This window comes from Culturomica massiliensis (assembly GCF_900091655.1).
GTDB lineage: Bacteria > Bacteroidota > Bacteroidia > Bacteroidales > Marinifilaceae > Culturomica > Culturomica massiliensis.
Map to the genome: position 1 here is coordinate 2,748,865 of NZ_LT594621.1, position 24,889 is coordinate 2,773,753.

General features: G+C 42.3%; 16 protein-coding genes. 11 read left to right on the top strand and 5 right to left on the bottom strand.

What is annotated here, in order from left to right; all coding sequences use genetic code 11:
• The first annotated feature begins 116 nt into the window (after window positions 1-116).
• The 7 genes from BN8908_RS12680 to BN8908_RS12710 all read left to right on the top strand — a co-directional run bounded on the left by BN8908_RS12680 (window position 117) and on the right by BN8908_RS12710 (window position 9,787).
• Window positions 117-2,078, top strand: coding sequence for a glycosyltransferase (locus tag BN8908_RS12680; protein WP_082989261.1), 1,962 nt, complete (start codon window positions 117-119; stop codon window positions 2,076-2,078).
• Entirely contained in the window at window positions 2,075-4,441 is a 2,367-nt protein-coding gene (locus BN8908_RS12685; protein ID WP_068690938.1) for an outer membrane beta-barrel family protein, read from the top strand. The genes BN8908_RS12680 and BN8908_RS12685 overlap by 4 nt, the downstream gene beginning before the upstream one ends.
• 53 nt (window positions 4,442-4,494) lie before the next feature.
• Window positions 4,495-4,794, top strand: coding sequence for a hypothetical protein (locus tag BN8908_RS12690; protein WP_148453317.1), 300 nt, complete (start codon window positions 4,495-4,497; stop codon window positions 4,792-4,794).
• A gap of 116 nt (window positions 4,795-4,910) precedes the next feature.
• Window positions 4,911-6,221, top strand: a complete 1,311-nt coding sequence (locus BN8908_RS12695; RefSeq protein WP_068690941.1) for a radical SAM/SPASM domain-containing protein — start codon at window positions 4,911-4,913, stop codon at window positions 6,219-6,221.
• Window positions 6,214-6,480, top strand: a complete 267-nt coding sequence (locus tag BN8908_RS12700) for a hypothetical protein (RefSeq protein ID WP_068690943.1) — start codon at window positions 6,214-6,216, stop codon at window positions 6,478-6,480. Before BN8908_RS12695 ends, BN8908_RS12700 begins: the two co-directional genes overlap by 8 nt.
• A 6-nt stretch (window positions 6,481-6,486) precedes the next feature.
• Window positions 6,487-8,670, top strand: coding sequence for a peptidase domain-containing ABC transporter (locus BN8908_RS12705; RefSeq protein WP_068690945.1), 2,184 nt, complete (start codon window positions 6,487-6,489; stop codon window positions 8,668-8,670).
• 529 nt (window positions 8,671-9,199) lie between these two features.
• Window positions 9,200-9,787, top strand: coding sequence for a hypothetical protein (locus BN8908_RS12710; RefSeq protein ID WP_021989194.1), 588 nt, complete (start codon window positions 9,200-9,202; stop codon window positions 9,785-9,787).
• Window positions 9,788-9,918: 131 nt separating this feature from the next.
• On the opposite strand, the gene BN8908_RS12715 is transcribed toward BN8908_RS12710, so the two are convergent.
• The 3 genes from BN8908_RS12715 to BN8908_RS12725 form a co-directional block, all read right to left on the bottom strand.
• Entirely contained in the window at window positions 9,919-11,136 is a 1,218-nt protein-coding gene (locus BN8908_RS12715) for a PepSY-associated TM helix domain-containing protein (protein ID WP_068690946.1), read from the bottom strand.
• A 19-nt stretch (window positions 11,137-11,155) separates the two neighbouring features.
• Window positions 11,156-12,535, bottom strand: a complete 1,380-nt coding sequence (locus tag BN8908_RS12720) for a DUF4374 domain-containing protein (RefSeq protein ID WP_068690948.1) — start codon at window positions 12,533-12,535, stop codon at window positions 11,156-11,158.
• 101 nt (window positions 12,536-12,636) lie between these two features.
• Window positions 12,637-15,021, bottom strand: a complete 2,385-nt coding sequence (locus tag BN8908_RS12725; protein ID WP_068690949.1) for a TonB-dependent receptor — start codon at window positions 15,019-15,021, stop codon at window positions 12,637-12,639.
• A gap of 309 nt (window positions 15,022-15,330) precedes the next feature.
• Between BN8908_RS12725 and BN8908_RS12730 the strand changes: the two genes are divergently transcribed.
• The gene (locus BN8908_RS12730; RefSeq protein ID WP_068690951.1) at window positions 15,331-16,530 is read left to right on the top strand and encodes an MFS transporter; all 1,200 of its coding nucleotides are present in this window, start codon (window positions 15,331-15,333) and stop codon (window positions 16,528-16,530) included.
• 121 nt (window positions 16,531-16,651) lie between these two features.
• Window positions 16,652-17,563: an alpha/beta hydrolase gene (locus BN8908_RS12735; protein ID WP_068690952.1), complete on the top strand. Its 912-nt coding sequence runs from the start codon at window positions 16,652-16,654 to the stop codon at window positions 17,561-17,563.
• Window positions 17,564-17,650: 87 nt separating this feature from the next.
• On the opposite strand, the gene BN8908_RS12740 is transcribed toward BN8908_RS12735, so the two are convergent.
• Together BN8908_RS12740 and BN8908_RS12750 are read right to left on the bottom strand one after the other, a co-directional pair.
• Window positions 17,651-19,738 carry a glycoside hydrolase family 97 protein gene (locus tag BN8908_RS12740; RefSeq protein ID WP_392389386.1) on the bottom strand — a complete coding sequence of 696 codons (2,088 nt, stop codon included), beginning with the start codon at window positions 19,736-19,738 and terminating at the stop codon, window positions 17,651-17,653.
• Between the two features lie 425 nt (window positions 19,739-20,163).
• Entirely contained in the window at window positions 20,164-21,831 is a 1,668-nt protein-coding gene (locus BN8908_RS12750) for a DUF6377 domain-containing protein (RefSeq protein WP_021989201.1), read from the bottom strand.
• Window positions 21,832-22,095: 264 nt separating this feature from the next.
• On the opposite strand from BN8908_RS12750, the gene BN8908_RS12755 reads away from it, so the two are divergent.
• Both BN8908_RS12755 and BN8908_RS18265 read left to right on the top strand, forming a co-directional pair.
• Window positions 22,096-24,399 (top strand): DUF748 domain-containing protein, encoded by a 2,304-nt coding sequence (locus BN8908_RS12755; RefSeq protein ID WP_068690956.1) that lies wholly within the window; start codon window positions 22,096-22,098, stop codon window positions 24,397-24,399.
• Window positions 24,400-24,488: 89 nt separating this feature from the next.
• On the top strand, window positions 24,489-24,695 hold the full coding sequence (locus tag BN8908_RS18265) for a hypothetical protein (protein ID WP_074042468.1): 207 nt from the start codon (window positions 24,489-24,491) through the stop codon (window positions 24,693-24,695).
• Window positions 24,696-24,889 lie beyond the last annotated feature (194 nt).

Below are 24,889 nucleotides of genomic sequence, written 5' to 3' on the forward strand. Positions count from 1 at the left end.
GATATTTGTATATTAAGATATAAATTATATATTTGTATTATTAATATACAAAATGTGAATTTTAGAAAAATATTTTCATTTTTAAATATCATCACGATACAAATTATGATAACCCTATGCACTCCCCACTAACTATGTACTCCCCACTAACAGTTATAATTCCATTTTTAAATGAAGGTGATGAAGTTGAAAATACTGTAAAAAGCATAAGGGAAACAAATAGGGAGTATATCGAAATAATATTGATAAACGATTGTTCCAGTGATGGGTATGATTACGAAAGAGTAGCTACTATATATAATACACAATATATCGTTAACCCACAGAGAATGGGTGTTGCCAAAAGCAGAGAAATAGGGGTATCTTTAATCAAAACGCCGTTTTTTATTCTTCTCGATGCTCACATGAGATTTTATAAAGAGAATTGGTGTGATATCCTTGTCTCCTATTTAGAGAAGGAGGATCGAGCATTATACTGTCTTGCTTGTAAGGCAATTGATAAATCAGGTGAACCTATAAATAATCTTATCGGATGTGGTGCTAAACTATTTTTATATGGGAACGATTTTTCAAAAATATTACAGCCGGAATGGATAACCGAAGAAATTCCATATCAAGAAAAGGATATAGAAGAAATCCCTTGCATTTTAGGAGCGGCTTATGCCATGTCCAGTCGCTATTGGAATTACCTGAAAGGCTTATCGATGCTCAAATATTACGGGGCAGACGAAGCTTATCTTAGTCTGAAAGTCTGGTTAGAAGGCGGACGATGTATATTGATTAAAAATACGATTACCGGGCATATCTTCAGAACAGGCACTCAAACGCCTTATGCCATGTATTGGCCGCATTTATTTTTTAATAAACTGATTATTTCTGAAACAGTATTGCCGGAAGATTATAAACGATATGTTCACGCAAAATTAATGGCTTTGAATCCCGAAGCCTACATGACGGCATATGCAGAACTTATAAAAGTAAAAGACGATATCGTCAATTTACGGTCCTATTATCAAGCTATTTTTACAAAAAACTTTGATTTTTTCAAGCAAATCAATCAAAAATACATCGATTCTGAAAATACCGATATCCCCTCTATAAAAATAAACGAGGAAGACGGTATCCGAAAAGTTTTGAAATCGGTTTATGATTATTTGATTAAAAATAATTCCTCAACGATTGGTTTTGGAGTAGGTGGCTTAGGAGAAATAATGTATATGGCTGAATATGCTAGTATATACGCTAAAGACGAATTACCTAAGGTAAAAAAATTACTCGACGAATTGCTGGAAAATAGTAAACTTGAGCAATTCGATTTCGAAACGGGGCTATCTGGCTTAGCCTGGGGACTGAATTATCTGAACCGTCATTTCCATGCTTTTGATATCGATGAACAATTCAAAGAATCAGATAAGCTGTTATGTAATGTTTTGTATGATAAAATCCAAAAACAGGATTTTGCCATCCCGGGCGGTGCGTTGGGAATTTCTTTCCCTTTTATGGAAAGAAAAAACAATAAAACTTTAAATGATACTATCGACATATTGTTAAGATATATAAATGCTTATATCTTTCGGTACAAAGATCGGATTCCCCGGTTCACATTATTCGAGATTACCTATTTTCTGATTTTAGCCCGTGACAAAAATTTTTGTATTTCAGATTCTCTGCATCTCGTATCTCAAGTTCTGTCAGACAGTGATAAAACAGATTATCTTTCCGAATGTATCTCGGCCTACCTTATGATAGCTATAAATGAAAAAACAGAAAATTCCTCAAAAGATTTCCATTACAATACACTGAGAAAGTCGGCGGCTTGCCGGGAAGCTGTTTTGGCTAAAGTATCGGAAATAGGTATTTATAAAGGATATCCATTACTGATGTATATATTCCATGCTATGTATAGAAAAACGCAAGAAACGGTATTTAGAGATGCCCTGGCCTATTGGAAGCAAGAAACGGCATTGAAAACAGCAAGCATACTGCTTCACACCTCCGTTTTAAGCGAAACTGAAAAGAGTTTTCTATATGGAATCGCAGGGGCCGCATTCGTTATATTAAAAACAAATCAACAATGAAATATTTATATTTGATTTTTATATTGACTCTATCGCTGCAATCCGTAAAATCGCAGATTTTAATAGGACGTGTTACCGATCTCTCGGACAAACCTTTGTCGGAAGCTACGATTGTGATTACAGACAGCATGTATTACAACATCCTTATCACAGACATGAAAGGAGGGTTTCGTGCCTTGGACTGTCCCGACAGCATAACAATCCGGATTTCGTATGTGGGATTCGCTACCTGGCAGAAAGATATAGTCATAAGTCAACTGAAGGACAGCTTGTTAACAGTAAAACTCGAACCGTCGAATATGGAATTGGACGACGTTATTGTGACCGCGCAACCGCCGAAAATCAAAAAAGAGCTGGGTAAGTTCGTAATGGACAACGTATCTGTATCGCCCTTTGCCAAAGGAACCAATGCACAGGGTTTTCTTCGTTTTATTCCTATTTTGAACACTGCCACTAACGGCACCGTCAAGATATTACACAGAAATGAGCCGGCAACCATTCAAATTAACGGCCGGCCGGCAACCATGCCGCTTAACCTTATACCAGCCCGCAATATCGATCGTATCGAAATAATCGCTGTTCCAGGAGCAGAATACGGCGGCAGCAAAGGCGGAATAATCAATGTCGTGTTAAAAAAAGAAATGGACGAAGGATTGAAAGCAGTAGTCAGTCTGAGCGATAAACAAAGCTATTATAATACACAGAATATCGGAACATTTATCTACTATTCAGGAAAAAAAATACGTATTATGGGTAGTGTTTCCGGAAATAATTTCAAAATGCGGTTAAAAAACGACTATAAACATATTCTGGCTGCCGAAAATAAAGTTTGGGATATCGTTTCTCCAATTAAAATTACCAAAAAGACCTTAAGTGCAAGCTTTAATCTGGAATACTTGCCTACCGACCGGCAGACATGGGGATTCCAGGTATCCGCTTTCGGTTCTGAAGACGAAAATACCTTCCATAGCAAGACAGTTTATTACAGGACAGAAACCATTACACCGGATTCTATTTTTAAGACAAAGATCAAGAACGACAATCCATTCAGACCGCACCTAAGCGCAAACGTGAGTTATAACCTGAAAATGGATAACAACGGAAGTAAATGGAACACCAATCTATATTACGGGCATTACAACAACAAAACCAATACCCGTGAAATAACCGGAGAATATCGCCAAAACGACCCATCCGGCAAAGAAATCAATGCGACACAATATACTTCCGTAAAAGTAGACTACAGCGGGTTGACAACCGATCTCCACAAAAAGTTCAATGACGACAACACATTGAAAAGCGGAGCCAATTTATATTATTACCACATGAACAACAAACTAGCTTATGAACAGACAAGCGGTACAAAATACGGACCTGAGCCTGTGGGTAGCTATTCGTTTCTTCACAAAGAGTTTACCGGAGCTTTTTATATCACTTACGAGCGGGTATGGTCAGATATGTTCGAAACCTCATTAGGAATAAGAACACAATACCGATGGGTAAACGGTATCGACACAAGGTGGAGTAACCGCATAATTAAAGACTATTTCCATATTCTTCCGTCTGTTTCTCTGTTATTTACACCAAACGATGAGCATGAGTTCTCATTAGATCTAAGCTCGTCGGTATCTTACCCCTCACTTAACAACCTGACCTCTTTCAAATATTTTTTGTCAGCCAATGAATACTCTCAGGGGAATCCGGATTTACTCGCTTCGCGTAATTTTGATTTCATGTTTTCCTATAATTTCTTCGATGATTACAGTTTCGTTGTCGACTATATGCACGATACCGACTGCTGGAGCGATTTTGTCATCCCGGACAAAGACGGCAATATCGTACATACACAAGCGAATTACGGCAATTGTGATGATATAGACTTCGCATTTATCATTCAAAAATATTTTTTCAACAATCGTTGGATGCTTAGTAGTGACCTCGGTGCAAATTATACTTATGATAAAGGAAGTTATAAAGGAATCAGAATAGATAATAAAAATTGGAGTTACAACTTCCGGCTGAGCAACAATATTTTCTTGTCAAAGGATCAGAGTTGGCTAGCAGTAGTTGTATATAAATTTTCGAGTAAATCCAGAAATACAGTAACCATACCTGCCCATCATTCGATAGAAGCCAGCATACAAAAGACATTTAAAAATAGTTCGCTTTCAATTAATGCAGAGACGATGTTTAATAATAAAATGCAACTCAGCAGCAATTATGCGGAATCAGGGTATAGCTATAAGCTGACCAAACAATTTTATCCGTCTGTTTCGATAAATTATACCTATACATTCGGAAATAAAAAAGTAAGAAATATATATGAACGAAAAGATAGTAATATTTTAGATCGGATAAAATGAAAAAGCGGAACCCGAAAAGCATAAAGAGTAGGGAAAATATTATATTTTATATTATGAACCATAAATTGAAAATTGTGGAAGACTTTCTGAATTCATTGGAAAGCGAGCAACTGAAAGCAAATCAGGATACAATGCTCATAAGCGGTTCCTATGAAAATCAATCAGGAGCAATAGGAACTAACGCAAGCAGATGTGTTAATGGAACAACCGCTTGTATTGGTTCTATTAATGACAGGCGGTGTTCCAATGGTGTTTGTGATTATACGATTAATGGTAAAAAATGTACGACAGTTAATGTCCCGACACCGGCACCGACACCGACACCAACCCCTGCAACGGGAGGCTCAATTTAGTTGAGATTCTCAGGGTTTATGTAGATATTTTTGCATAAACCCTTTATTAAAAGAAAGATTTATCAGGAATTTCATTTCTATCTATTAAGCCATTACTCACATTCTACCGATAAAAAATGACCGATTACAAATTCAGTAAGTATAATTCGATATTAAAAACCGATGCTAAATTAAACGTATTGTACAATGGGTTGAGCGACCGATTCATAGTGTTCAGAAAAAAACTCCGGGCACTGTTGGATAAAGATATCGAAGAATTGAAAAATACATCGGAAGAATTTTATCGTACATTAGTAGAAGCTGATGCAATTATAGCAACCGACCGAGACGAATTCGCAGAACTGAAAAGCCTGAGTGAAAAGATAGACAACGCACAGCATGAATGCAAAATAATTGTTAATCCGACGATGGATTGCAATTTTAAATGCTGGTATTGTTATGAAAATCATGTCGTCAATTCAAAAATCAATTCCGATATTCTGGAACGGATCAAACGATTGATCAGGCGACAAACAGAAAATGAGCAAATCGAATTTATAGATCTGGCATTCTTCGGAGGAGAACCTCTTCTCCAATATCCTGCCATCAAAGAACTGATCGACTATACCAGGGAACAATGCTGTTATCAAAAAAAGAATTACCACCTTGGATTTACTTCAAATGGATACTTACTGAATGAGGAAATAATCAATCATCTGAGCAGTATCGAAGACTCCAAAAGCTTTCAGATCACTCTCGACGGAGACCGGGAAAAGCATAATAAAATCAGGCATGAAAAAAATAACAGTGACTCATATGATACAATCATATTCAATAGTAAAATACTATTGAAACATAAAATACACGTCCTGCTAAGAATAAACTATACATTGCATAATATATTATCCGTCAAAAATATATTAGCAGATATAAATGATATTCCGGAAACAGACAGAAAATACCTCAGGATCAGTTTTCACCGGGTATGGCAGGATATAGACCATGATGAGGGAAATAAAACATTGATCGCAGATATCATAGAGTCATTTAAAAGCGAATTCGATCAAACTAACGATTCATATCATATGAATGACATGCATTACCCATGCTACGGAGATAAACAAGGGACAGTAGTTGTGAATTACAATGGGGATGTCTATAAATGTACCGCACGGAATTTCTCGGCAGAAAATCGATATGGCATATTACTATCCGATGGGACAATAGCCTGGGATCAGCAAAAACTTGAAAAACGGAAACATGCTAAAATGAACAAAGAGATATGTAAATCATGCCGTATATTACCACTATGTGGAGGAGGATGTGCACAAAATTCGGTCGAAAATCCCGATAATTTTTGCGGATTAGCTTTCACTGAATCCGACAAAGACCGAATCATATTTAATCATTTTTACAATAGATATTTAAACAATACATACAATGAATAAAATAAAAATCGTAAAAGACTTTCTAAATTCCTTAGAAAGCGAACAAATGCAAGACGGACAAGATATTCTGTTATTGTCAAAACCACAGGAGAACTATTCTGCCGGAACTTCTATCAACAGCCGATGTTATAATGGGAATGCGACTTGCAACAGCAGTCAGAATGAAAAAAAATGCTTTAACGAAAAAAATTACTGCAACCAAGCCTACAATTCCGGAAGGTGTAAAGAACAGAAACCCCGTTGGGCGAAGAAGAAATAGGAATAAATGAGAAAAATACCATTTTTCCGCCAACGCTCATCCAATATATGCGGACCGACCTGTATACAAATGCTGTGTGCTTATTATGGCAAATTGTACAATATAGATACGATCATACAGCATTGTGAATTAACGAAGGCCGGCGTATCCATCAGGGATATCGTCAATATGGGAGAAAGCTTGGGATGCTATGCTTCATCTTTTAGCGTAAACCCGGCAGAAGCCCGAAGAATCCCCCTTCAAGCCATCCTTTATCTTAAAGAAGGTCATTTTGTTATCCTTGAAAAAATAAAATATAAACGAGGTCATTATTTCTACAAAATAATAGATCCGGATTACGGCCGGGTGGAATTGTCTGAAAAGGCTTTTATTGAAAAATGGATGGATAATAACAGAGGATTCGGGGTACTCCTGGTACCTAAAGACGATTTTCTTACTATCAATCCTGAAATTAATCTCCGGAACCGTAATAAAGAGATTTTTACTGATATAAAATCGGTGGCCAGCATTCATAAGAAAAAATTCATATGGGTGATCTTACTGACTTTTATCGTGCTTGGAACCAATTGGGCCATGCCGATTCTGTTACAGAAAACGATAGATGACGGTATTATGGCAAAGGATATAAATTTCGTTTGGCTGATGTTATTGGCTCAATTCGTCTTCTTCATCGGGTTTATGTTATCAAACACAATAACCAATCTTCTTTCGGCAAAAATAAATTTTAAAATCAACATTGACTTTGTCCAAAAATACTTCAACAAAGTTGTCAGGCTTCCGATCAATTTTTTTGATACAACGTTCCGGTCGGATTTGATACAACGATTGTCCGACCTCGGAAGGATTAACGGATTTATAACAGACAATATTGTCGATATTGTCTTTTCATTTGCAAACCTCATCGTTTTTTCAGTCATCCTGATGATCTACAACAGTAAGATATTTTTATTATTCATTCTTTTTAGTACCCTTTCTATCGTTTACTCATTGCTGTTCCTGAAAAAAAGAAAAAGTTTGGACTATTCTTTCTTCTCAATAGATTCACAAAGACGGAATTCTGTATATGAGTTGATTATGGGAATGTCCGAGATCAAGATCAACAATGCTTACCATTCCCGGATCAAGGCGTGGAATATCATTGAATCCAAACTGAATAAACTGAAGCTAAAAATATTATACTGGAGCTTTTACTCATCTGAGGGCGTTTCAATTATCGGACGTCTAAGGGATATCGTACTGACAGCCTTATCAGCATATTATGTGATCCAGGATCAAATGACAATGGGTACAATGATGATGATAAGTTTTGTTTTAGGACAGCTTTCTGCCCCTATAAGCGATATGATGTCCTACACTAAAATTATTCAGGACATTAAATTGTCTTATGAACGGGTATTTGATATATATAGTAAAAAAGATGAAGATGATGAGAAAATGATACATCTAAATCATCAGATAAGCGATGGTATCCGATTTGAAAACGTATATTTTAAATATCCAGGAACATCGAATCCATATATACTCAAAGATGTAAGTATTGATATCCCGGCGGGAAAAACTACCGCTATTGTCGGTCCCAGTGGAGGAGGCAAAACAACCATGTTAAAATTGATCCTGGGTTTTTACCAACCGTTGCAAGGAGCCATCAGGATCGATCGGTACAATTTAAATGACATCCGGCGGGAATCATGGAGAGAACAATGTGGTATTGTAATGCAAGACGGTTATATCTTCAGCGCCTCAATTGCCGAAAACATAGCTTTACATGAAGAGGAACCTGATATCAAGCGGCTTATATATGCGGCAAAAATAGCTAATCTATACGATTTCATTGAAAATTTACCGATGAAATTCAACACCAAAATTGGTGAAATAGGCCTCAATCTCAGCGGAGGAGAAAAACAACGTCTCTGGATAGCGCGTGCTGTTTACAAAAATCCTGCTATCGTATTATTTGATGAAGCTACTTCCTTGTTAGATGCGAATAATGAAAAAACAATCATTGGTAATTTAACTGCCTTTTTATCTAAGAGAACAGTAGTTATTATTGCTCATAGGCTAAGTACGGTAAAAAATGCCGATAATATTATTTTCTTGGATAAAGGAACTATTGTGGAACAAGGAACTCACGATGATTTGATTAAATTACGCGGAGCCTATTATAATTTAGTTAAAAACCAACTGAATTAGGCCGGTTTATAAACAATAAGTCTTTTCAAGCCAACACTCCTGCTTTGAATAAATTTACCGGAGGCAAAACAATAAACTAAAATCGGTTATTCCCCAGAATAGCTGGACTGCCCGGAAACATTCTACACAAATCACATGCCATATCCCACCGGTAACATAGTGACAGCTTTCCTGACTATTTTTCATGAAAATTTGACAGCTTTAACAAACGCCGCATTCAATTCACATCCTTGCCTCTTTTCCGGGCTACCCATATATTCAACCAAAAGCCGTAAATCTAAAATTGTAAACACCAACTTATATTGCTAATTTAAAATCTAAAATTAAACCTACAGCCGGTCTAAAGCTTAAAATCCCCAAACCGCGCTTTTCACCTCCCTATACATATCAATCCTCCATCCCCCCCCCAATCTAAAATCGTAAATCTAAAATCGTAAATCAAAAATCCCTACACTTCAGACACCTCCACCTTCCAATCGTCAATCTATCGGAAATTTTCTATCTTTGTCCCCCCATTAAAAACACTGCCATGGAAAACATTCTTCAAATTGCCGAACAAAACCAACAAAAAGCCCGCAACATCATCCGGGATACCAGACTCATTGAAATCTGGCAATCGATCGGGGCCGAACCCCGGCTCGTCGGTTCGTTGAAAACAGGCTTACTCATGAAACACCGGGACATAGACTTTCACATTTATTCCGCTCCGCTAACCGTATCCGATAGCTTCGCTGCCATGACACGCCTGGCTGAAAATCCCGGAATCGTCCAAATTCAATACGGCAACCTGCTCGACACCGAAGAAAAATGCATCGAATGGCACGCCTACTACCGGGACTCCGACAAACAGCTATGGCAGATCGACATGATCCACATCCTGAAAGGCTCCGCATACGACGGCTACTTTGAGAAAATGGCAGAACGTATCACGGCCGTCCTCACTCCCGAAACCAGGGAAGCCATACTCCGGTTAAAATACGAAACCCCGGACACGGAAAAAATCATAGGTGTCGAATATTACCAGGCCGTTATCCGTGACGGCATCCGCAATTATACAGACTTCACAATCTGGCGTAAACAGCATCCGGTTACGGGCATTGTCAAATGGATTCCTTAATAAACTCCGGACCGGAAACGACACAATCTTCCCGGAATTCAACGTATAAAACAAGGGCAGCCGCAACTTGCCGGCCACCCTTGCCATTCCGCTCTATCCGCTTCGGAACATCCGGTAAAATCCGGACCGGCTCATTTCATCTTTCTGATCTTCCTTTTTATCCGGAAATAATAACCGGTTACTGCAAAAACAGCTCCGAGTAATGAAGCCAGACAAGACAAAATCCGTGTTGTCATTCCACCCCAGGTACCGGTATGTACGGAATAAATCCATCCCCTTATCTTTCCGGATTTCGGCTGGTCCTTATACAACTGTACATCTGTGATTTGTCCGCTTGCCGGATCAAAAAGATAACGATCGCTTCCTCTCGTATTTCCATAATCAGCGGTAGCAACAGTTGCCGAACCGTCCTGAATTGTAATGGAATTGAAAGAGGAATACCGCTCTTGCAAAACGGATAACACCTCCGCCCACCGGATATAATCCGGTTTTTGCGACTCTTTTCTTTTTCCTGCGGATAATCCGGTTTCTTTTACAGCAACACGGCTTTCCCGGCCGGAAAAACTTCTATCCCCGTCCTTCTTTTCCACCCCCCTTCCGATCTTCCCTTCTTGTCCCATACTTCGTCCTCCGGCTGAAATCGGGACATGTACCTCTGTCCGTCCGGTAGTGCCTCCGAACACTGCATAAAAAGCATCACGATACCAGCCGAACGACCAGGTTAACCCGGTTAAAGCAAGGGCAAGCAAAAACAATGCCGCATAAAAACCCCCGGACACATGCAAATCATAAAAAAAACGATGCCAACCGGCCCTGGTTTTTATTTTCAACCGGTTTTTCAGCATCTTCCTGTTACATGGAAACCAAACCGCAAGTCCGCTCACCAAAATAACGACAAACACCAATGTTGCATATCCCACCACGGCTTTCCCCAGCGAAAAGCTGCCGTCCCGTTTATAAGAATCGAGCAACCAGCGGTGAAGGCGCATTGTTTGCATGAAAAATCCCTGTCCGTCGTCTATCCCGGTTACCTCTGCCGTATAAGGATCGATAAAACAGACTGCTTTCTTTCCCGGCAAAACCAACTGATAGGTCCGTCTCGGATCAGAAGAAATCCGGATACCGTTTATTTTAACAGAATCGGGTAATTGTTGCTGTGCCGAATAAATCAGGAAGGCAGGCGAAAGCGGCTCACCTTTGATTTCTCTGACAAAATAACGGGAAGGATAACATAACTCCAGGATTTCTGTTTCAAATACCAATATTGCACCTGTCAGGCAGACAATCGTTATGATAATACCGAAAGGTATCGATAACCATAAATGCATTTTCGCAAAAAACTTTCTCATCCCCGGTCATATTTGATTGTCAATTCCGGAAATAAGTCAGTTTGCCTACCCCGCTGATCTTCTCCGATTCTACGGTAAGTCCTTTTGTTGCAACAGCCGTTTTCGGATCAATCCGGTAAATGGCCGGCTGATTTCCGTCAGTTGTCGTTACAGGCATATAGGCAATACCGTTTTCAGAAAACGGTGTATTACCGAACCCGGAAATGACATCCTTGGCAGGCATACCTGTTACATAAGTAAGCCTTCCGGACTCTCCTTTGTAAATAGCCAGTTCATTGGCTGTAAACCCACTCTCCGTCAAAGGCCTGTCATACATCAGCAACAGAAAATAATCTTCGGTAATATGCCAGCAACGTAAAAACGACCTACCCTCGGTTTGTTCTTCGAGATTACAGTAGTAATTCGGATCGAATTCCTCTGTTCCGGCTTTAATACGCACCACTCCGGCAGGTAAAGCCGTTTTTTGTACCTGGGCGGTCATCGTCTTGGCATAAGACGGTGAAAATACATATACATCACCATTGTCGGCTGCCCAAATCGTTTGGTAATATTGCGATTTGTAACGTCCGCAGGCATAACTGATCTTATCCGTCCGGATTAATTTCGGACTCTCGAACCTCTCATCGGCATATATGGCAATCCAGGCTTCATCCGGATACTGTGTCCACTGTAATTCACCTTTCTCATAAGCACCGCTGCCACTTCCCCCCGATTCGGTCTTCACCAACTCCGGATACTTAACATACTCGCCGTTATTCGCCTTTACACCGTACTTACTCAATCCCATCGGAATCGCCGCAGAATAAATCTTATTACCGGCTTGCAGAATACCGGCCAAAGTGACAAACTCACCGTTTCCCAAATAATTCTCTGCCATGAGGACACTTTGATTCGTTGCAAACGTTTCATTGACCACATCCAGGTAAGACAACAGAAAACCCTTCGGCAGAAAACCGTTTCCATCGGACATATTCTCACCCAGATTACCGGTGGAAGAAGTGATAATATAATTCTTATAAATACCGTAAGATGTAAACCGTTTGATCTCATACGTATTGTCACGCTCTTCCGCTTTCCCTTTTTCATTCAGAACATACGAAGAAGTTACGCCTGCATTCCCCTGATTATATACCAGACGATACAGATATTTGTCCTGATAAAAAATCCATTGAGTTCCGCTCTCTGTGGTCAAACCGTTATTTTTAGCCGACACACTTCCCTCATCGAGTTTATCGCTGATCAGCAAATAATTGGCATCCCCGACAGAAGCAGCAATGACAAAATCAGACAATGCGCCATCACCTCCGTCACCCCCGCCCGATACATGATCGTCGCAGGATATTGTTAAACTCAAACACAAAATAACGGCTAAACTCCGGTTAAAATAATTCTTTTTCATATAAACATCGTTTTTAAAACTATAACATCATATTCAAAATAACAGCACAGGACATTCCACAACTTACCAAGCCGACCTTCCTTTCCTCGTCCCTTCCTTTTTCACCGTCCCCCTGAAAGATACACCCTCACCTTGCCGTAAAATGCCCTGCCGGCCTTCTGCAAACTAAAATTGTCATACAACTTTTCATTCGTAAAATTCCGGCACTCGAAAGAAAAATTGTAGCGTCCCTCCTGTACACCGTAAGAAATTGTCAGATTGTGAGAAAATTGTGTCGGTACGATAAATTTAGACTCACTGCCGACAGCTTCCGAATAAAGCGGAAAACGATGCATATATAAATTATCGTAAGTAACCGTCAGCTTATTCCCTTTTCGTAACAGGTCAGGCCAATAAAAAGTGATGTCCGAATTGGCAAACCGGTAAGGCAGATTAGGCATCCGGGCTTTATATGTCAGGCTGGCCTGATTCGACCCGCTGGTGACAGTCTTCACATTGTCGCGAACATCCATCTGCGTGAAATTTCCTCCGGCACTTATCCGGTTCGCAAAACCGTAACGAAAAGAAACAGTATACCCTTTCGTCAGCACTTTGCCGTGATTTACATAAGTAGCTCCGTACTTCCCGCCACTCAAACCGGATATATTCCTTTGGATGTAATCCTTTGTATTGCGATAAATCAAACCGCCCTCGGCATACACAGAATGCTTACCGAACAACTCATTATAACTCAGATTCAAATTTACATTATCACTATTTTCAGGTTTCAGTGCAATATCTCCGGTCTCGAGGTCCTCATCCCCGAACATCTCCTCATTGGTAGGTAAACGGTAAGCCTTTTCATAAGATAACTTCCCCTGCAGACTCTTCAATATAAAGTACGTACCGGCTGCTCCGTAACCCATTGCTCCGATCGAATTTGTTGTCCGTATATACTTGTCCTGTGCGGACGAAGTAGCAATCGGACCCGCAATAAATTGATCGTAATATTTACCGAAAACAGAAATATTCCAATGTTCCTTTGGCATCAGCCGATAAGAAAATCCACTGATATTCTTACGGGTTTCCTTCGGGATGACATTTGCCTCCGAACTATTGTCCAGCAAAGAGCGGTTCGACCGCCGGAAATCATTAATCACATGGTTAAAAGTAAATACATGGGACCTGCCGAGACGGTAATTGACCGTAAAAGTCCCGTTCCAGTTATTATTATCCGAACGGATATTCTGGTAAGACTGTTCCCCGGGCATCCGGAGAGGACGCATTTCTCCCCGCCAGTTAAACTCATAGGAAGAAGTATCGACATTATGAGTTACATTCTTATTGTAATTGGCCGTCAAAACCACATCCAGCCCTTTAGTAAACAAATCCCGCTTACGGTATTCCAGCGATGGCATCAGAGAATAACCTTTACGGTATTTCCCGCCGAATACAATTTCCTGCCGTACCCCCGTTTGTATATCCTTATACATATTCGACCAGGTAAATCCGAACACCAAACGATCTGCCCAGATCTTACCCGCAACACCGATCTTTCCGGCAACAGCCTCGTTATGATAATTATCATGGAAGCGTTTTACATGCTCTATCTTTTTCTTATTGATTGCGCCGGTCTCGAAATTCTTCACCGGAGTATCCACATAATAATCGTTATCGGAATAATTCTGGAACGCATTGATTTCATATATAAAGCCGCTCCGGAATGTCTGTCCGAAATTGACGTATGACTTATGCGTATTAAACGATCCGTAAGAATAAGAGGCATCCAGAAACCAGCTTTTCTGATTCCTTTTAGTAACAATATTGATCACTCCGCCGATAGCATCTGTTCCGAAACCGACGGGAACGACACCCTTATACACCTCGATACGCTCGGCAAAATTGACCGGAATATTATTCAGACCGAACGAGCTCCCGACGCCTTCCTGCGGGACACCGTCAATAAACACCTTGACATGTTTACCGCTGAATCCGTCCATCATCAACTGCATATCCGAACCTACACCCCCCGATTCACGGATTTTCATACCCGGAGCTTGTGCCAGGGCCTCACTCAAATTCTGTGTCGAATTTTGCAAAGCCTTCGTATCGAGTGCTATCGCGTTAAATGCCGAACGCTTCAAACGACTTATCCCATTAGAAACGACCACGGCTTCTTCCAGTTCTTCCACCTGCGGGATAAGCGTTACATTTTGCTTATGCCGTTCGCCCGCAACCAACAACACCTGTATTTCCTCCGTCTTATAACCGACAGCAGATACCACAAGCGTATAGCGACCTGCAGGAGCTTTCAGGTGATAAATTCCCTCTCCGTTAGCAACACCTCCATAACTGCTACCTTTCAGATAAACAGTTGAAAAATCCACGGTACCCCCTTCCGCAGATAATATCTTACCCGAAATCAAAGCTTGATCTTGCGAAAATGCCGATACCGCTGATAATAAAAAAACAAAACAGAGGGAAAATTTCAAAAAAAATGCTCTCAACGTATTCTAAAATTTATGCCATTATTAATCCGGCACAAATATCTTTATAAACGAAAAACATAACAATCACTCAAAATAGGTAAAAAACAGCCCTGTTCCCATATAAATTACTAACCATTTATAGGTATGAGCACACACAACCGTCGGTAGAATATTTACCGTTTTACTTCCGATTTTCACCCTTTCTGCCTACCTTCGTATGACTTTTTCTGTTATCAGTAATTGTTCGAAATCAATCCTACATCTTAACATTCTAAGTGATTGTATACAAATAGTTTACGACGCATTAAATAAGTCAACGGACTTGAAATGAATAAAGCAGTTATTTTCGAAAATAAGGAAAATCGTAAAGACACGATCATTTCAGCCTGTGTCTTTCTTTCCGGATTCTCTTGCTTTGCACAGCTATACTATTTCCAGCCCCTTCTACCGGACCTGGCACGCGAATTCGCACTAAGTGCCAGTCAAAGTAGCCTGGCAGTCTCTTTTTCCACCCTTGGAATGGTATTCGGACTGATAGCGACGATGTTTATCGCCGACCGTATTCCCCGAAAAACACTGATTAGCATCGGATTACTAGCTTCATCCGTTTTTTCCGTAGCCGCTTCCTTCTCACCCGTCTTCTGGTTGCTGATCCTGTTAAGCGCTGCCAAAGGCTTCCTGCTGGCAGGGGCAACCTCTGTTTCCATGGCTTACATCGGAGAAGAAGTATCCGACCGGAACAAAGCCAGAATTATGGCACTCTACATTGCCGGAAATGCCCTCGGAGGCATGGGAGGCCGCTTCATTTCCTCCTGGATCGGAGCCGTATCCGATTGGAGAATAGCCTCCGTTAGTATCGGACTGCTATGTGCTGTTTTTGCGCTGCTCTTTTTAATTTTCAGTCCGAAATCCACACATTTCACACCTAAAAAAGAAAGCCTTCACACCTTAGTCGTCTCCAACCTGCAACTGATAACCTCCAAATCCCTGGTACCCTTCTACCTCACCGGAGGACTGATCCTGGGGGTATTCGTCAGCCTTTATAATTACATGGGATTCTACCTGATTAAAGAGCCGTTCAACCTTCCGGAATACAGCATCCACTACATCTATCTGATGTACATCTTCGGAATGTTCGGTTCGATAGCCACCGTCCGCCTCACACGCCGGCGTACCCCTTTCTGCATCTTAAAAACCATGCTGCTGATATCTGCCGGAAGCATACTCTTACTCTATGTCGCTCACTTCCTCTTAATAGCTATCGGCCTGGCCATATTCACCTTCAACTTCTTCGTCGTCCACGTCCTTTGCAACCGTATCGTCAGCGACTACGACCTGTCGAAACGCTCCGTCACCATCTCCATTTACCTGCTTACCTACTACCTCGGATCGAGCCTGCTCGGTTGGGCAACCGGTATCCTCCTGGACATTTTCGGCTGGCGCTACTTCCTTGCCGGACTGATCGGGATCGTTCTCCTCAATTACACCATCGTCACACTAGGTATCAAACGAATCGAAAAAAAATAATCCGGAAAACAAACTGAAAGCACTCACCGCAACCTCACGCCCCATAATATTATAACTTCCAACTTTGATCGTTTTGTCAAAAAATAATTACATTTGACAAAATCTCAAACATCCTTCAACCATGAAATCTATAAAACTATTTATCTGCATGATCCTGCTGAACTTATGTTTTCTGGCCGTTAAAGCACAGGAAATGCCGGAAGTATATCTACTCTGGCCTGACGGACCGGAAGAAAACAACGGGTTAGCCGACCAAGAAATTACAGAATCAAACGGTAACATCACATTCAACAGTACCGCAAAATTGCATGTTTACCATCCGGAAAAAGAGATCCAAAACGGAATCGCTGTTATCATCTGTCCCGGAGGAGGTTACTCATTCCTTTCAATGGAATATGAAGGCCGGATGTTTGCCCAATGGCTGATCAAACAAGGAATAACGGCAATCATATTGCAATACCGCATGCCGGCACAGCACGACCGTATTCCACTGGCAGATGCACAAAGAGCAATGCGTTGGGTAAGAAACCGGGCTGAAAACTGGGGAATAAATCCGGATAAAGTGGGAATTGCCGGATTTTCTGCAGGAGGACATTTAGCATCCACGTTAGCTACTCACTTCGATCAAGGCAAAACCAAAGCCACCGACAGCCTGGAACATTTCAGTTGCCGTCCCGACTTTACCATACTGTTTTATCCGGTAATTTCCATGCAAGAAAGCCTGACTCACAAAGGTTCACAAAAAGCACTTCTGGGAAAAACGCCTGCTCCGGAAAAAATAACGGATTATTCCAACGAATTGCAAATCACTGCAGAAACACCAAAAACATTTCTGGTACACAGTGACGACGACAAAGGAGTATCCGTACAAAACAGTATTGTTTACTATCAAGCTTTGAAAAAACATAATATTCCGGCCGTTATGTATATTTTTCCGACCGGTGGCCACGGTTGGGGATTGCGAAGCGATTTTGAATATTATCCGGCTTGGACGTCCTTACTGAAAAAATGGCTTGAAGATATCGGAAAATAAATTCCCGGAAAAATTCTTCACCATACGAAAACAGGCTGTTTCCCTTCCGAAAACAGCCTGTTTTAATTATTTTTCTAAAACCGGATTTTATAACTTCTTCAGCCCTTTCAACTCCTGCGGATCGGTCACCTCCATAATACTGATGGCATATCCGCCGCCGGGAGCGGCTTTCAAGGTCAGCTTCGACCTATTCGTCACAACCCCCTTCCGGATGGTATAAGCTTGCGGATTATGCTCGTAATGTGCATCTTTGGCATCGGCATAAACCGTAGCAATATACTTCTTATCCGGATCAAGGTAACTGAAATCCAGATTAGAAACATGCCCGTTCTCATCTGCCGTACAACCCACAAACCAATTGTTCGTCCCCTTTGCCTTACGGGCCACTGTAATATAATCACCCGGTTCCGCCTCCAGATAACGACTGTCGTCCCAATCGACAGCTACATCCTTGATAAACTGGAATGCATCCATAAAAGGCTCGTAATTCTCAATCATATCGGCAGCCATCTGTAACGGACTGTACATCGTCACATACAAAGCCAACTGACGGGCCAAAGTCGAATGTACGAAAGAATGATTATCCGGATTTGCCTTGCTCACCTGCATTTCAAAAATACCGGGAGTATAATCCATCGGACCTCCCATCAAGCGGGTAAAAGGCAAAATAGTCGTATGATCGGGATTACTACCGCCGAATGCCTCGTATTCCGTACCGCGAGCCGACTCGTTACCGATCAGATTCGGATAAGTACGGCTCAAACCTGTAGGACGCACAGCCTCGTGGGCATTTACCATAATCTTATAATCGGCAGCCTTCTTCACAGCATACAGATAATGATTTACCAGCCATTGTCCGTAATGATATTCACCTCGGGGGATAATATCTCCCACATAACCGCTCTTCACGGCATTATAACCGTTGTCCGCCATAAATTGATAAGCCGTATCCATATGGCGCTCATAATTACGCACCGAAGCCGATGTCTCGTGGTGCATCATTAGCTTCACCCCTTTAGAGGCCGCATACTCATTCAATTCCTTAACATTAAAATCAGGATAAGGGGTAACAAAATCAAACACATAATCCTTCGTTTTACCGAACCAGTCTTCCCAACCGACATTCCAGCCTTCCACCAGTACCTGATCGAATCCGTGTTCCGCAGCAAAATCGATATACTTCTTCACATGTGCCGTATTAGCCGCGTGCTTTCCGTTAGGCTGTACCTTAGAATAATCCGTTTCTCCCAGTTTTACAGAAGGCAGATCGGCATAAGCCCAGCTACTTTTACCGGTAATCATCTCCCACCACACTCCGATATATTTCACCGGTTTAATCCAGGATACATCCTCGTAAGCACAAGGCTCATTCAGATTCAGAATCAGCTTCGAAGCCAGAATCTCACGCGCATCATCGCTGACCATCACCGTACGCCAGGGAGTTTGACAAGGAGCCTGCATATATCCTTTATCCCCGATAGCATCCGGTGTCAGCCACGATTCGAACACCATATTCTTATCATCTAAATTCAGATGCATACAAGAATAATCCACCAAAGCCGCCTCATGTATATTGATATACAATCCGTCGTCACTCTTCATCATCAACGACGTCTGCACTCCCGTCGGGGAAAACGGTGTTTGCGAAGCATTGGGAGTAATAGCCTCCTTCATCTTACCCCGGATCTCCGACAACCTGGACGTCACCGTACTATATTCCTGCGTATCATAATCGCCGGGTATCCAGAATGCCTTATGGTCTCCTGCCATAGCAAACTGAGTATGCTCCTCCTTAATTACAAAATAATTCAAATCCGGCTGTTGCGGAAATTCATAACGAAATCCCAACCCATCATCGTACAAACGAAAACGGATCACCATCATCCGGTCAGTCCCGGCTTGTTTCAACGTCAATGCCAATTCATTATAATGATTACGGATATCCTTCACCTCACCCCAAACCGGTTGCCAGGTTTCATCGAAAGTCGAAACTTCCGTATCGGCAATGGTAAAACCGCTCATCAAATCCTTATCATTTTTCAGCTCCAATCCCAAAAAACTTTCCTTCACCACCGGACGCTGCTTATAATCGAGGCTATATACCGGACGTCCGTCCTTCACCCCGGCATGCAAAACTAAATTCCCATTCGGGGATTTCAACTCTGCCGCCTTCATTCCGAAAGTTGCCAGCAGACATACAAACAAAATCTGTAATCTTTTCATCATCTATTGTAATTGGTTTATTTATACTTTATAACGTTTGCAGCCCCCCTTCTATCCCTCTTCCCTTTCCATCGGACAAAAATATATCATCCGCCCTTACCGAACTATAGGCACACTAGAAAAAGGAGTGAAAAAGAGATCCACGTCCCAAACAACAAACTGATAAACAATATATTAAACTTCATGCAAGTATTAAAAAAGGGAGTAAATATTTCTAAAAATCACACGGACTTTTCCCCGATACAATTCAATCAGACATTAAAAAATAAGACCACATCCCATCGAATACGGAAAAGCCCTGGATTTAACCCGACTTATTTCCACAATAAAAATCTGCGGAATCAACGTGATCTGCAGGCCACTATTCCTTTCCCCCTTTAAAACGTCCCGATCCGCATCACCTCCTGTTCGAAATCATCCCGTACTCCCCGGGCCTTATTGCGCATCTTCGTCCGGTAATTATATATCGTCTTCAAAGAATAACGCAGAAACTGCGCAATCTTATTACTGTCCGTTATCCCCAGGCGGATCAGGGCAAAAATCCGCAACTCCGTATTCAGTAACTCACCCGGTTTCAGTACAATTTCTTCCCCATCTGCCAGCAAGGCATTAAAATCCGTTACAAAATCCGGAAACAGACGCAGAAAAGCCGTATCGAAATTGGCGTAAAACTCCTCCAGCTCATCGTCCACAAACTGTGTTGACCTCAACTCTTTAAACAGCTCCTCCGTCTGACCGTTCATAGCTTTCTTATTCAGCGAACGACGGTAAGTATCCAGCTTACCGATATACATCGAACAAAGATCCAGAAAACGGCCGATATAGGCTTCCTTGATATAATTCACTTCCGCCAGACTATCGTTCGTCTCCTGCAAACGCCTGTTCGAATCAGACAACTGCCGGTTCACATCCTGTAACTCTTCATTCAGCCACCTCAACTGCTCGTTCACCTTTCCCAGTTCCCGCTTCGCTTGTGCCAACCGCCTCATCTGCCGCCTCAAATACAAAGCCAAAAGCACTAAGAAAAAAGCCAGCACACTGATACTCAACAAAGACACCGTCATCTGCCGTCTCTGCCTCTCCGTCTGCAAACGGTAAGCCTCATTGACAATCGGTAACACCTGCGACACTTCTATCGTGCGCAGCCGCGCATTACAAAAAGCAGCATCCTCCATAGCCTTCTTCATATAAGCATAAGCTCTCGCAACATCCCCTTCCTTATATAACAGCACTGCCAATTCCCGCAACGAAATGTACTCCTTCACCCCACACTTCAAATCCGATAAAGCCGATATCGTCAGATATTCTTTCTCCTTCCCTTCATCTCCCAAACTGCGATACGCATCTGCCACCGAATAAGCCGTATACCCCATTTCCCGTCCATCCGGATCGAGCGTAGCATAATAAGGCATCAAAATAGCCAAAGCCTCCTGCGCCCTTCCCCGGCTGATAAGCTGTTCCGCCTCCACCAGCACCTGGGTATCGCTTCCTGCCGGATAAAGCATCAACAAAGAATCCCGGTACAGATTTGCCAACCGTTCGTACTCCTGCTGTAAATCTTTACCGATAGCATAATCCCGCATTGCGCCGTACAAAGTATTGTACAAATGGTAGTAATATCCCTTCAAATCCTCAGACAATCCGGGGCTGCCGGCAACAGACAGCAAATCCTGCGCTTCCCGGTACATACCGGTAATAATCCGTACCTCTGCCAGCATCATCCGGGCTTTATCCGCCAACCTGCGGTCTCCCAGCTTCTGTGCAAGATACAACTGCTCCTGTACATAATGCAAAGCCGAATCTGCAATATACACCTTATATTCCTCCACCAACTTCGCATCGGCTTCAAACCGATCTGCCTCCGTCACAGTACGGGCCCGTTCCGCCTTCAACACCGCAATCCGCTCTTCCTTTTGCTGTTCATACTTCTCCGGAAAAGCAACAATCCGGTCCAACTCTTTCAAACGGACCTCCCGGTCCGTAGATTGGGCGATCACCGGTAAAGAAAACAATAAACCGAATAAAAAATACAAGGATATTTGCATAATCATTTATATTCCAGGATCGGAAAGATTTCCGTATTTCGTTATTTCTACAAATATAACGACAAATCAGCCAATTCCTGATCGCCGGGACAAAGAAAAATAGCTATACGCACAACTGAACCGACGCGGCTATATTATTCCGATATCCCGAAACAAGGATATGCACGACAACTCTACTTTTCCCCCGTGCATCTTGGGAATACCCAAAAGAAAACCTAATTTTGCATAAAATATCTATAAAGACAAGCCATAAAAACATCAGACATGAAAATATTGAAACCCATTGTTGTTACATTGTCGGCAATCCTGGTACTCCTTATCCTTGCTACCATTATCGCCCCTCCGGTAGCCAAAAATTACATCATAAAACACAGCAAAGAAATGATAGGCCGCCAAATTAATATAGACGGCCTATATGCCAATATTTTCACAGGATACAGCCGCATCACGGGATTCGAACTCCTCGATACCAACGACAGAGAGCGTTTCGTCAAATTCGATACCCTGGCGGTAAAAGTATCCCTCTTCCGGCTATTGGCCAATGAGCTGCGCATCAATCGTATCCGCCTGGTAAACCCGGACATACAAATATGGCAAAAAGGCAACGACTTTAACTTCAGCGACCTGTTACAAACTCCTGCCGATACCGCAACCTTACCGCTGGATACCGTCGTGCCTGCAACCACCGACACCACAGCTGACGACGATCCGATGGCCATCGCCATCAACAATATCGCCATCGTAGGCGGACAATTGGCTTACCGCGACCTGATTGTCGGCTCGGAATGGGACATGAATGATCTGCAACTGCATATTCCGGGTATTTACTTCAGCGGACAAAACACGGACATCGGACTGAACCTCAACTTCAACGAAGGCGGCTCACTCACCACAAGCATGCAATACAACCTGGAAGCCGGTAACTACAACCTTCACCTGCAACTGAACGACTTTGCCATCGGAAACGTACTGCCCTACCTGCAACAATCCATGAACGTCGGAGAAGTAGACGGCCTACTATCCGCCGACTTCACCATAGAAGGCAATACGGCACACGCTTCAGACATCACGATAACCGGTAACACCGCCCTGAGACAATTCAGGCTGGCCGACAATGATAAAAAAAATCTGCTCTCTGCCGGAGAACTTTTTATCGATATCGCCGCCCTTAACCCCGAAAAACAGCAATTCAGGTTTAACACCGTTTCCCTCAAAGATTTCAACTCCTGCTTCGACCTTTACCCGCAAACCAACACCCTCTCCCAATTGCTGAAAACAGAGACCGGCAAGGACACACTGCCTTCCGTAGAAAATACAGAAAAAACGTCCCCCGCTCCGGAAACACAATCACCTGACTTTTTTGTCAGCCGGTTTGCTATTGATAACGCAACCTTTACATTCAACGATCACACCCTGCACCAACCCTTCCGGTTTACGCTCGCTAATATCGGCATACATGCCTCGAACCTGACTTTGACAGACAAGAACCGGATAGATGTAAAAAGTACCCTCGACAATGGCGGTACCGTCAATCTCACTTGGGACGGACAACTCAACGATCCTTCCAACCAGGACATCAACCTTCAGATTAAAAACCTCGACCTCAAACAATTTACACCATACAGCCTGCAATATTTCGGTTACCCGCTAAACAAAGGCGTACTGGCATTTTCAAGCATCAACGATATCCGGAACAACTACCTCGATGCCCGGAACAACCTCGACATCTATCGCTGCGAAGTCGATAAAAAACGCAAAGACATCAAGGCCGAATTTAATATCCCTTTACGCACAGCCCTCTACATCATCAAAGATGTTAACGACAAAATAAAAATGGACCTTCCCGTTAAAGGAAACATTAAATCTCCTTCATTTTCCTATAAAAAAATTATCATCCGTACCCTCACCAACCTGTTGGTAAAAGTAGCGGTTTCTCCGTTCAGCTTTATCGCCAATTCTTTAGGATTAAGCGGTGACGGATTCAAAGACATACCCTTCGAAGTCTATCAGGCTGATTTTACACCGGAACAATTCGACCGCATCAACCAACTGGCTACCGTTATCAAAGCCAAACCCGACATGACACTGCAACTCCGCCAATACTATAATCCGGAACAAGGCCGGCAAACCCTGGCCGCTTTTCAGGCCCGGAAAGCTTATTACCTGCATTCCCATCCGGAAGTCAGCGACACTACCCTCCAGGCCATCGACTATGCCCGTATCATTGAAATTGATGTCAAAGACCCGGCATTCCTGGCATATATCACCTCCTTCGTACCCGAAGAAGTGAAAACGGCGGAACTCAACCGGAAAATTCTTTCCCTTACTCCCGCTGAAAAATTACAGAAACAAATAGCATTTTTGGCCGGAATGCGGGATAGCAAACTTAAAAATTATCTGCTCCACCAAGGACTGACAGAAAAAAACATCCGAATCGATACCGTTCCCGCCGATTCATTAAACAACTACCAGGGTAAAAACCGCTACACCTTCCAACTCACCCTCGACGACGACATGTCGGGAATGACATTGGACACTCCGGATGAAACCGAAGAGACAAATAATTAAAAAAAACACAGCGGAGCGATAAAGGCTCCGCTGTGTTATCCATAACTTTTCCATACTCATTCCGTACTGATAATCAAAACAAACAACTTATGAAACGCCGTTTATGCCCGCAATGTAAAATACCGAATTTCTATCTTCTCAACGAAAAAGGCGAACGCCGCCTCGTTTTCGTCACCGACGACTTCCGGATCGTTCCTTCCCGCCCCGGCGAAACCATCGAGGGTTTCGACACCACGGTTATCTATTGCCTCGGCTGCTCCTGGAGCGGATCTCCCCGCAAAACCGTCCGCTATTAAAACAATGCCTCTTCCGAAGCAGGCCATATCACATTTATAAACAGTCCTGAGACAAAATCATCCACCTACCTGAGCATACAAGCAGGAGTAAGCCCGAGTAGACCGATAACACCGGACACACCCAATGTAATTGGCCAGGTATCCTTGTAAAAAATACCGGAAACTCCGCAAACACAGACCGCACAACTTTTTAA